The 10,654-nt window shown below is 64.6% G+C and carries 8 protein-coding genes; 7 read left to right on the top strand and 1 reads right to left on the bottom strand.

All coding sequences use genetic code 11. The annotated features are described in order from the left end of the window. The first annotated feature begins 13 nt into the window (after positions 1–13). The 5 genes from AC1RL5_RS04335 to pelG are packed head-to-tail and all read left to right on the top strand — an operon-like array spanning position 14 to position 5,778. Positions 14–535 carry a transporter gene (locus tag AC1RL5_RS04335; RefSeq protein ID WP_019095543.1) on the top strand — a complete coding sequence of 174 codons (522 nt, stop codon included), beginning with the start codon at positions 14–16 and terminating at the stop codon, positions 533–535. Positions 536–540: 5 nt separating this feature from the next. Continuing rightward, positions 541–1,911 carry a PelD GGDEF domain-containing protein gene (locus tag AC1RL5_RS04330; RefSeq protein ID WP_015635591.1) on the top strand — a complete coding sequence of 457 codons (1,371 nt, stop codon included), beginning with the start codon at positions 541–543 and terminating at the stop codon, positions 1,909–1,911. Next, positions 1,889–2,878 (top strand): HEAT repeat domain-containing protein, encoded by a 990-nt coding sequence (locus AC1RL5_RS04325; protein ID WP_492588887.1) that lies wholly within the window; start codon positions 1,889–1,891, stop codon positions 2,876–2,878. The genes AC1RL5_RS04330 and AC1RL5_RS04325 overlap by 23 nt, the downstream gene beginning before the upstream one ends. Beyond that, the gene (gene pelF / locus AC1RL5_RS04320; protein WP_492588889.1) at positions 2,875–4,407 is read left to right on the top strand and encodes a GT4 family glycosyltransferase PelF; all 1,533 of its coding nucleotides are present in this window, start codon (positions 2,875–2,877) and stop codon (positions 4,405–4,407) included. Before AC1RL5_RS04325 ends, pelF begins: the two co-directional genes overlap by 4 nt. Further along, entirely contained in the window at positions 4,408–5,778 is a 1,371-nt protein-coding gene (gene pelG / locus AC1RL5_RS04315) for an exopolysaccharide Pel transporter PelG (RefSeq protein WP_011061266.1), read from the top strand. 69 nt (positions 5,779–5,847) lie between these two features. Here pelG and AC1RL5_RS04310 read toward each other — a convergent pair whose 3' ends face one another. After that, on the bottom strand, positions 5,848–6,615 hold the full coding sequence (locus AC1RL5_RS04310) for a substrate-binding periplasmic protein (protein WP_065364049.1): 768 nt from the start codon (positions 6,613–6,615) through the stop codon (positions 5,848–5,850). Positions 6,616–7,125: 510 nt separating this feature from the next. Between AC1RL5_RS04310 and AC1RL5_RS04305 the strand changes: the two genes are divergently transcribed. Further along, positions 7,126–9,267, top strand: a complete 2,142-nt coding sequence (locus tag AC1RL5_RS04305) for a type I secretion system permease/ATPase (protein ID WP_072450352.1) — start codon at positions 7,126–7,128, stop codon at positions 9,265–9,267. Continuing rightward, positions 9,264–10,652 carry an HlyD family type I secretion periplasmic adaptor subunit gene (locus tag AC1RL5_RS04300; RefSeq protein WP_072450350.1) on the top strand — a complete coding sequence of 463 codons (1,389 nt, stop codon included), beginning with the start codon at positions 9,264–9,266 and terminating at the stop codon, positions 10,650–10,652. Before AC1RL5_RS04305 ends, AC1RL5_RS04300 begins: the two co-directional genes overlap by 4 nt. Positions 10,653–10,654: the final 2 nt, after the last annotated feature.

Raw genomic sequence — 10,654 nt, 5'->3', positions numbered from 1 at the left:
AGGAGTAAACCTTATGCAATCCATTCGTTGCGTGAGTCTGGCAATGGTCGCCTTGCTGATGGCCGGGTGCAGCAGCTTCACCGGGCAAAGCAGCCCCGAGTTGTCCAAGAGTGCGCGCTGGGGCGTGCTGCCGCTGGTCAACTATTCCCAGACACCCCAGGCCGGCGAGCGCAGTGAGCAGATTCTGCTCAGCGTGCTGAGCAGCCGCGGCCTGCAACCCCAGGTCTACACCGGTACGACGGGGCAGGGCGAACAGGCCCTGCTCGACGACAACGAGCGCCTGGCCGGGGCCATGGACTGGGCCCGGGAGCAGAAGCTCGACTATGTGGTGTCCGGCAGCGTCGAGGAGTGGCAGTACAAGAACGGCCTGGATGGCGAACCGGCGGTGGGCATCAGCCTGCGGGTGGTCGAGGCCGGTACCGGCAAGGTGCTGTGGAGCAATAGCGGGGCCCGCGCCGGCTGGTCCCGGGAAAGCCTGGCCGGGGCCGCCCAGAAGGTGCTCGACAAGCTTGTCGGTGGCCTTCGGATCGAGTGACTGCCATGAACTCTCCACACATGGACTATGCGCTGGCGCCCCGCGCCAGCGGTCCGGCGTCCTGGCTGGAAACCTTTCTGGTGACCGCCCTGGTCATCGGCGTCGGCCTGTGGCTGGCCCCCGAGGACCCCTTGCAGGTGCAGGGCGAGTTTCCCTGGTCGGTGCTGGCGCCGCTGCTGCTGGGGGTGCGCTACGGGTTTGTCCGCGGCCTGATCAGTGCCAGCCTGCTGGTAGCGGCGTTCTTTGCCCTGCGTCATTCGGGGCTGGCGAGCTACGCCCAGGTCGCGCCGTCCTACATTGTCGGCGTACTGGTCTGCGGCATGCTGGTGGGCGAGGTGCGTGACCTCTGGGAGCGGCGTTTGCTGCGCTTGCAGATGGCCAACGAGTACCGCCAGTACCGGCTTGATGATTTCACCCGGGCGCACCAGATTCTGCGGGTCTCCCATGACCGCCTGGAGCAGCGCCTGGCGGGCAGCGACCAGAGCTTGCGCAGTTCCCTGCTGGGCCTGCGTGATCGGCTGCGCGCGGCGCCCAATGGCGGCGACCCGCTGAGCCTGCTGGCCGAGCCGGTGCTGACCCTGCTCGGCCAGTACGGCTCGCTGCGGGTGGCCGGGCTGTACCGGGTGGAGCAGGGCGCCAGTGCGGCGCCACAGCTGAGCCTCTTGGCCTCGATCGGCACCATGGGGCCGCTGGACAGCCAGGACCTGCTGGTGCGTATGTGCCTGGAGCGCGAGGAGCTGGTGAGTGTGCGTGAGGAGCTGCTGGATAGCGGCGCCCAGGCCTCGGTGTCGTCCTTGCAGGCCTGTGTTCCGCTGGTGGACACCCAGGGCCAGGTGCTGGCGATTCTGGCGGTGCGGCAGATGCCGTTCTTTGCCTTCCAGGAACGCACCCTCAGCCTGCTGGCCCTGCTGGCCGGACATATCGCCGACTTGCTGCACCCGGACCCGCAGGTTTTGCAACTGCAGAGCGCCGATGCCCAGCACTTCACCCGCCAACTCAAGCGTTCACTGGTGGATGTCGAGCGCCACGGCCTGTCCGGTTGCCTCTATGCCTTCGAGCTGACCCAGCCCAATGATGAACTGGCGCGGCTGTTCGAGCGCAGCCAGCGAGGCCTGGACCTGCACCTGAGCCTGGCCAATGCACGCGGGCACGAACTGTTGCTGGTGCTGTTGCCGCTGACCAGCGCCGAGGGCGCCCAGGGCTACCTGGCACGCCTGGGCAAGCTGGTCCACGAGCACTTCGGCATGAGCGTGGAGCTGGCCGGCCTGGGGGTCAAGGTACTGCCCTACGACCTGGAGTCGGCCCGGCAACGCGATGGGCTGCGTAACTTCCTGTACAACGAGTGTGGCCTGAATGATCAGCAAGTGGCTGTTTAGCGGAGCGCTGTTTTTCGAGATCGGCAGCTGGGCCAGCCTGACGGCGCAGTTGCCCGAGTTGCAGACCGCGCTGCTGTATGCAATGACCCATGGCATCGCCTGTGGCCTGCTGACCGCGGCGGTCTGGCTGCTGCTGCCGGCGCGTTATCGCCGGCCGTTGCCATGGAGCCCGCTGTTCATCTTCAGCCTGGCGTTCTTTGTGCCGCTGATCGGGGCCGTCGGAGTGATTGCCGCGATCTTTCCGGCGCTGTATCTGCCGCGCAAGCGCGAGGCGCAGACGTGGCAGGCGGTGGGCATTCCCGACCTGCCGTTTCGCGCTCAGACTCAACTGCATTCGCCCACCTTCGGTGACAGCGGGCTGCAGGATGTCTTGCGTCATGCGCCGGACCCCGACCAGCGCCTGGCGGCCTTGCTCGCCACCCGGCGGATGCCGGGCAAGGAAGCGGTGCCGATCCTCAAGCTGGCCCTGGGTGACCCGAGCGACGATGTGCGGCTGTTGGCGTATTCGATGCTCGACAAGCAGGAAACCGACATCAACCAGCGGATCCAGTCCTCCCTGGAACAACTGCCCGGCGCGGCGCCGCAGAAGGCCGGAGCCTTGCACGCGACGCTGGCCCGCTGGTACTGGGAACTGGCTTACCTGGGCCTGGCCCAGGGCAGTGTGCAGCAGCACGTGCTGGGCCAGGCCGGCGAACATGCCGAACAGGCGCTGAAGCTGGGGGAGGGCGGCGAGCTGCTGTTGCTGGCCGGGCGCATCGCCCTTGAACGCGGTGACGTCGGCAAGGCGCGCCTGCACATGCACCAGGCCGAGGAGGCGGGCATGGACTCGGCCAAGGTCCTGCCGTTCCGCGCCGAAATCGCCTTTGAAACCGGCCGCTATGCCGAGATTCCCGGGCTGCTGCGAAGCCTGCCGGCGCAAATGCAGCAACGTCCGCCCTTTGCTGGGCTGGTAAGGACCTGGACATGAAGAAAACCCCCGACTCAACCCCCATCGCCGATGTCTGCCTGCTGCTCGAGGGCACCTGGCCCTATGTGCGTGGTGGCGTGTCCAGCTGGATCCACCAGATGATCCTCGGCCTGCCGCAGCTGCAGTTTTCGGTGCTGTTCATTGGCGGCCAGCGCGAGGCCTATGGTCAGCGCCGCTATGAGATTCCGGCCAACGTCGTGCATATCGAAGAGGTGTACCTGGAAGAGGCCTGGCGCAACCCCAGGCACAAGCGCGAGGCCCACAGCGCGTCCCTGGAGGAACTGAGCAACCTGTACCGCTACCTGCACAACCCGCAGAAGCCCGCCGCCGAGCTGGGCATCGAAGTGCTGGCATCCCTGGCCCAGGGGCGCATCACCCTGGACGACGTGCTCTACAGCCGGCCCAGCTGGGAAGCGCTGACCGAAGGCTACGAGCAGCACTGCGCCGATCCGTCCTTCGTCAACTACTTCTGGACCCTGCGCACCATGCAGTCGCCCTTGCTGATGCTGGCCAATGCCGCCCGGCACATGCCGCGGGCCCGGGTGCTGCACTCGATTTCCACCGGCTACGCCGGGCTGGTGGGCTGCATTCTCAAGCAGTTGTGGGGCTGCCAGTTCCTGCTCAGCGAGCACGGGATCTACACCAAGGAGCGCAAGATCGACCTGGCCCAGGCCAGCTGGATCGCCGAAAGCAGCAACCAGGCGCTGAACGACAGCATGGATTCCGGCTCCGGCTATATCCGCATGCTCTGGGTGCGTTTCTTCGAACGCATCGGGCATCTGGTCTATGAAAGCGCCGACCAGATCATTGCCCTGTACGACGGCAACCGCCAACGCCAGATCAAGGACGGCGCGCCCCCCGAGCGCACCCAGGTGATCCCCAACGGCATCGACCTGCAGCTCTGGACCCAGGCCCTGGAGGCCCGGGCCGAAGGCATTGCGCCGGTGGTCGGGCTGATCGGCCGGGTGGTGCCGATCAAGGACGTCAAGACCTTCCTGCGGGCCATGCGCGGGGTGGTCAGCGTGATGCCCGAGGTCGAAGGCTGGATCGTCGGGCCGGAAGAGGAAGACCCGGAGTACGTCGCCGAGTGCCGCAGCCTGGTGGCGAGCCTGGGGCTGGAGCAGAAGGTACTGTTCCTGGGCTTCCAGAAAATCCAGGACATCCTGCCGCAACTGGGCCTGATGGTGCTGACCTCCATCAGCGAGGCCCAGCCCCTGGTGATTCTCGAAGCCTGGGCCGCCGGCACGCCGGTGGTCAGCAGTGACGTGGGCTCCTGCCGCGAGCTGATCGAGGGCGGCGAGGCGGCCGACCGGGACCTGGGGCGGGCCGGGGAAGTGGTGGCGATCGCCGATCCGCAGGCCACCTCCCAGGCGATCATCGACCTGCTGCGCAGCCCCGAAAGCTGGCAATCGGCCCAGGCGGCGGGCCTGTTGCGGGTACATCGCTACTACAGCGAGCGCTTGATGCTCGACCGCTATCGCACGCTCTATCACACGGCCATCGGCACCCCACACAAGGAGGCTGTGTAAATGGCCGGCATCGGTTTCGAACTGCGCAAGATTCTCTCCCGCGACTCCTACACGGCGACCCTGCACGCCTATGTCTATGCCGGCCTGATCAGTTCCGGGCCCTGGGTGCTGTCGATCCTCAGCGTGATGCTGGTGGGGGTGATCAGCCTCGGGCTGGTGGTGCCGGAGGTCCTGATCCGCCAGTTCCTGATCACCGTCACCTACCTGATGGCCACGTCGCTGATCCTGACCGGCGGCCTGCAGCTGTTTTTCACCCGTTTCGTGTCCGACCGCCTGTTCGAGCGCAAGTACGAGCAGATCCTGCCGAACCTGGTGGGCGTACTCTTGCTGGTGACCCTGGGCTCCGGGGCGCTGGGCATCCTGCTGCTGGTGACCCTGTTCGACCAGGCGCTGATCTACCGCCTGCTGACCCTGGCCAACTTCGTGGTGCTGTGCAACCTGTGGCTGGTGATCATCTTCCTCTCGGGGATGAAGGCCTATAACCGCATCCTCCTGGTGATGCTGGTGGGGTATGGCTTGATGGTCGGCAGCGCCTTCTACCTGCGCTACATGGGCATGGAAGGGCTGTTGCTGGCGCTGCTGCTGGGGCACAGCACGCTGCTGTTCCTGTTTCTCTACGACATCCTGCGCGAGTACCGGGCCGAGAAGCTGGTGGCCTTCGACTTTCTCGACCGCCGCCAGGTGTTTGTCAGCCTGCTGCTGACCGGGCTTTGCTACAACCTGGGGATCTGGATCGACAAGTTCATCTTCTGGTTCAACCCGGAAACTTCGAGCCAGGTGATCGGGCCGATGCGCGCGTCAATTCTCTACGACCTGCCGATCTTCCTTGCTTACCTGGCGATCATTCCCGGGATGGCGGTGTTCCTGGTGCGCATCGAAACCGATTTCGCCGAATGGTACGACCGCCTGTTCCGTGCCGTGCGCGATGGCGAGACCTTGCAGCACATCGGTTCGCTGAAGGCCGAGATGACCTTCTCGATCCGCCAGGGCCTGCTGGAAATCTGCAAGGTCCAGGGGCTGACGGTGGTCCTGCTGTTCCTCTTCGGCCCGCGCCTGCTGGAGTGGCTGGGGATGTCCAGCTACTACCTGCCGCTGTTCTACATCGACCTGATCGGGGTGAGCATCCAGGTGGTGTTCATGGCGATTCTCAACGTGTTCTTCTACCTCGACAAACGCGCCATCGTGCTGGAGCTGTGCCTGCTGTTCGTGGCCCTCAATGCCGCCCTGACCCTGCTCAGCCTGCACCTGGGGCCGAGCTTCTTCGGCTATGGCTTTACCCTGTCGCTGCTGATCTGCGTGCTGCTGGGGCTGACGCGGCTGTCGACGGCGCTGGATGACCTGGAGTACGAGACGTTCATGCTCTCGCGTTGAGGCGTGCACGGGCCCCCTCCAGGCTCGCGTTCATGACGCCAGCGCAAGCCTGGTACAGGGCCGAACGGATCACGGCTCTTTCAGGTAGGCGTTTTTTATCCGCTCCAGCGTGCCGTCCTTGCGCAGTGTCTCGACTGCCGCCTGCAAGTGGCGTACGAGCACCGCATCGCACTGTCTGGAGCAGGCCAGATACAGATCGGTCTTCATCAAGGACGGACTGACCTGCAACGTCCTGTTTGACAGCTTGCGCCAGATAGCTTGCGTTTCGGGAATGCCATTGAACCAGGCATCGACGCGCCCCATCAGCAGCAATTGCGCCGGATTCTCACCAATCTCAAACGGATAAATCTGGGTATCGCTAAAGCCCTCTGCCCGCAGTTTTTGCTCTTGGGCGCTGCCTCGGCCAACGGCGATACGGGCAAAGGTTTCCCGTGCCTGCTGCATGCTCTGGACGCGCTTGTCGAGGCTGAAAAACGCTCTGTCCATGGTCATGATGGGCGCGATCCAGGTGTAATCGGCTTCTCTTTCTGGCGTGCGCGACAGGGGAATGATCAGCTTGTCGACGCCTTTGCGTACGCTTTGCTGGGCTCGTGCCCAAGGCACTTCTATAAAGTGCAGCGTATATCCGGCTCGGGTCGCCGCTTCCAGCGTCGCGTCGCCGAGGATGCCATGCAGGCCGGACGGGTCCAGCATCGATAAAGGCGGCGCTTCGGCGATGTACAGGTCGAAGCTACGGGACTCGGCGCCAGACACTGAGGGCACCCAGGCCGTCAGAACGAGCAGCGTCGTCAGGATCAGCGCCCCCCGCTGGCGCAACGATTGGATCATATGAGTCATGGCAGTAACTCAACAAACAGTGGCATTTCATGCTCTCGGATTAACGCTGCGTATTCGACACGTGCAGAGACCGACACGCAACGACCTGCAAAACATGCCGCCAAGATTAGAGGGTTATGTGCAGAGACGGTTGGGTTTGACGGTTTTTTTTGACCGCCGAGATTGCTCTCGCGGTTCAGGGCTGGGGCAACCGGTGAGGGCAGCGACTGGTACGCGCTGATACTCACGTTGAACAGCCTTGGGCAGCGCAATATCAGTAGCCTCGCCACTCTCACCTCCCTCTCCAGCCTGGGGCCAGGGTTCTCTGCATGCGCCGTATGAACATGCGGGGCATTTGCGGGACAGCCTTAAGTTTTAGTTAAAACGCTTCAATCAAACTGCTGATTATCATTCGTAATTGGCTGACTCAGACTGCGTTCGTGCCTCCATGCTCCCTGGAGCAAGCAACGAGCGGTCTATGCCAGTCAATACTGCAACAACCCGCAGCCTGTCCTCAGCGGATGTTCCGCTATGACGGCGCTGTCTGCCCCATCATCCGCGGCCGATACGGCCGTTCACTCAGCCTTGGCCTGCTGCCATCTGCTGCTGCAACTGGCCCAGGAACGCGTACCGCAAGCCGCGGCCCCGCAATCCCTGGACCCTGACCCTTCGCGGGACCTGCGCCAGGCGGTCAGGGACTACGCACGCAACGCCGGTGTCGATCTGCGCCTGGAACGCCTGGCGCTGACCCGACTGACCCCGAAGATGCTGCCCCTTGCCTGGCGCAACCAGAGCGGCGAATTCATGTTGCTGGCGCGGCTCTCGGACACCCAGGCGCTGGTGCAGCGACCTTCAATGCCGACCCCGGACATGCTCGATCGCCAGCAGTTGGCCGAGCAGTGGAGCGGGGAGGTGATTCGCCTGCGCCAGAGCGGTTTGCGCTTCGATCTGTCCTGGTTCGTACCGGAGCTGCTGCGCCATCGGCGGATACTGGGCGAAGTGCTGCTGTGCTCGCTGTTGCTGCAGGTGCTGGCCCTGGCGACGCCGTTGTTCTTCCAGGCGGTGATGGACAAGGTCATGGTGCACCGGGCGCTGTCGACCCTCGACGTGCTGGTGATGACCCTGGTGGTGGTGGGCCTGTTCGAGGTGCTGCTCAAGGGCTTGCGCGAATACCTGGCGGCGCACACCGCCAATCGCATCGACATTGGCCTTGGGGTCAAGCTCTTGCGCCATCTGCTGGGCCTGCCGCTGCTGTACTTCAAGCAACGCCAGGTGGGGGCGATCATCACCCGGGTCCAGGAACTGGACAGCATCCGCGAGTTCCTCACCGGCTCGCTGCTGACCCTGTGTGTCGATGTGGCCTTCACCCTGGTGTTTTTTGCGGTCATGGCCTGGATTTCCTGGCCGTTGACCCTGCTGGTGCTGCTGACCCTGCCCCTGTATGCGCTGCTGGCCTGGTTCAGCAACGGCCCGCTGGAGAAGCGCATCGAGCGCCAGTTCTACAGTGCTGCGCGCAACACCGCCTTTCTCAACGAAAGCGTCAGCAGCAGCGAAACCATCAAGAGCCTGGCGGTGGAGCCGCGCATGCAGCGTCGCTGGGAGTCGCAGACGGCGCAGATGGTCGAGGCCGGGTTTGCCAGCCAGACCCTGGGCAGCGCCATCAGCCAGACCGTGATGCTGTTGCAGAAAGTCACCGCGGTGGCGGTGATCTGCTGGGGCGCTAGCCGGGTCATCGACCTGCAAATGAGCATCGGCCAGTTGATTGCCTTCAACATGATGCTGTCCCACGTCAGCCAGCCCGTGGCCAAGTTGATCGAAGTCTGGCAGCAGTTCGTCCGGGTGCGGGTGTCGGTGGACAAGCTGGGCGACATGCTCAACCTGCCGGTGGAGCAGGCCGAGGGGGATCTGCGCCCGGCGCAGGCGTTGCGTGGCGAAGTGCGCATCGAACAGTTGGTGTTCCGCTACCGCCCGGAACTTGAGTGGGTGCTGCGCGGCCTGGACTTGCAGATCGCCGCGGGGCAGACCCTGGGCATCGTCGGGCCGTCCGGGTCCGGCAAGAGCACGCTGACCCGCTTGCTGCAGAAACTCTACACCCCTGATGGCGGGCGCATCCTGATCGACGGCTTGCCCCTGGATCAGTTGCAGCCGGCCTGGTTGCGCAGCCAGATTGGCGTGGTGCTCCAGGAAAACTACCTGTTCAACCGCAGCGTGCGCCACAACATCGCCCTGCGCCATCCCACCGCCTCCCTGGAAAGCGTGATCGCCGCGGCGCGCCTGGCCGGTGCCCATGATTTCATCCTGCGCCTGCCCCTGGGCTACGACACGGTGCTGGCCGAAGCCGGCAGCTCCTTGTCCGGCGGCCAGCGGCAACGCATCGCCATAGCCCGGGCACTGATGGGCGACCCGCGCATCCTGATTTTCGACGAAGCCACCAGCGCCCTGGATGACGAATCCCAGGCGCTGATCCAGGACAACATGGCGAGCATCGCCCAGGGACGCACGGTGATCATCATTGCCCATCGCCTGTCTGCGGTACGGCATTGCCAACGCATCATCGCTCTGGAACAGGGGCGCATCAGTGAATCCGGCAGCCACCAGCAACTCTTGGCCAACGGCGGTTGCTACTCGCGCCTGTGGGCGCTGCAACAGGCGCTGTGCAAGGAGGCGTCATGAGGTCCGGTGCACTGTTGTCTCGCTGGCGCCGCGCCTGGCAGCGCCTGGGTGACGCGCGGACGCTGCTCAAGCGCAGCCGCGACGAATACGAGTTCCAACCCGGCTACCTGGAAATTGTCGAGCGGCCACCCGCGCCCTGGGCACGTGGCACGGCACTGCTGCTGATCCTGGCGATCCTGCTGGCCCTGGGCTGGGCGATCCTCGGCTTTCTCGACATTCATGCCAGTGCCGCCGGGCGCCTCATGGTCTCCAGCTACACCAAGGTGATTCAGGCGCACGAGGCGGGTGAAGTTCGCGCCATCCATGTGCGTGACGGGCAGCGGGTCAAGGCCGGCGAGGTGCTGGTGGCGCTGAACCCGATCGGCATCGACGCCGAGTTGAGCGAGTTGCGCACGCAACTGGATTTCAAGCGTCTGGAATTGGCCCGTGCCCGTGCACTGCTGACCCCGGACCCCTTGCACAGCTACCAGACGCCTGCTGGCCTGGATGCACAGCAAGCCGCGGCGGCCCGGGAGCAACTGCTCAGTACCTGGAAGGAAATCAGCGCCAACCTGGACAGCCTCAACGCCGAAATCGCCATCAATCAGGCCAATCAAAGGGCCCGGGGCAGCGAGATCAGCGCCCTGGGCAAGCTGGCCAGCAATGTGCGCAAACGGCTCCATGCACGCCGGGCGATGGCCGCCGAACAGCTGATGCCCCTGGTGGAATTGCTTGAGCAGGAAAAGGAGCAACTGGACGTCGAGCGTTCACTGGCCCAGCAGCAGGCCGAACTGCAGGTGCTCAAGGCCCAGGCGCAGAACCGTCGGGAGCAGCGCGACAGCTTCCTGGCCAGGACCCAGCGCGAACAGCATGAATTGCTCAACCGCAGCCAACAGGAGATCGCCGTGCTTGAGCAGCAACTGATCCGTGGCCGCGACCGGCAGCGCCTGCAAACCCTGCTGGCGCCGGTGGACGGTGTGGTCCAGCAACTGGCGGTGCATACCCTGGGCGGCGCCGTGCAAGCGGCGCAGCAGTTACTGGTGATCGTGCCCGAGGGGGCCGAGCTGGATGCCGAGGTCATGGTGCTGAACAAGGACGTCGGTTTCGTCAGGGCCGGCCAGCCCGTGGAGATCAAGGTGGATGCGTTTCCCTATACCCGCTACGGCACCTTGCGCGGCACCGTGGCCCATGTCTCCGGTGACGCCATCAAGGACGAACAGCTGGGGCTGGTGTTCCCCACGCGGATTCGCCTGGAGCGTGCGGCCATTGCCGCGGGGCAGGGCTGGATGCCCTTGCAGGCGGGGATGAGCGTGACCGGCGAGATTCGCACCGGCGAGCGGCGGGTGATCAATTACCTGCTGAGCCCGATTCGCGAGTATCAGTCCGAAGCGTTGCGGGAGCGTTGAGC

The sequence above is a fragment of the Pseudomonas sp. GW822-FHT06D10 genome (assembly GCF_058799535.1).
The sequence above is the reverse complement of the archived record's forward strand: the minus strand, read 5'-3'. Positions and strand labels throughout refer to the sequence as shown.

Excerpts from the sequence above, each read along its gene's own strand:
- AC1RL5_RS04310 (WP_065364049.1), bottom strand. The coding sequence starts at position 6,615 with ATGACTCATATGATCCAATCGTTGCGCCAGCGGGGGGCGCTGATCCTG.
- AC1RL5_RS04300 (WP_072450350.1), top strand. The coding sequence starts at position 9,264 with ATGAGGTCCGGTGCACTGTTGTCTCGCTGGCGCCGCGCCTGGCAGCGC.
- pelF (WP_492588889.1), top strand. The coding sequence starts at position 2,875 with ATGAAGAAAACCCCCGACTCAACCCCCATCGCCGATGTCTGCCTGCTG.
- AC1RL5_RS04305 (WP_072450352.1), top strand. The coding sequence starts at position 7,126 with ATGACGGCGCTGTCTGCCCCATCATCCGCGGCCGATACGGCCGTTCAC.
- AC1RL5_RS04330 (WP_015635591.1), top strand. The coding sequence starts at position 541 with ATGAACTCTCCACACATGGACTATGCGCTGGCGCCCCGCGCCAGCGGT.
- AC1RL5_RS04325 (WP_492588887.1), top strand. The coding sequence starts at position 1,889 with ATGATCAGCAAGTGGCTGTTTAGCGGAGCGCTGTTTTTCGAGATCGGC.
- AC1RL5_RS04335 (WP_019095543.1), top strand. The coding sequence starts at position 14 with ATGCAATCCATTCGTTGCGTGAGTCTGGCAATGGTCGCCTTGCTGATG.
- pelG (WP_011061266.1), top strand. The coding sequence starts at position 4,408 with ATGGCCGGCATCGGTTTCGAACTGCGCAAGATTCTCTCCCGCGACTCC.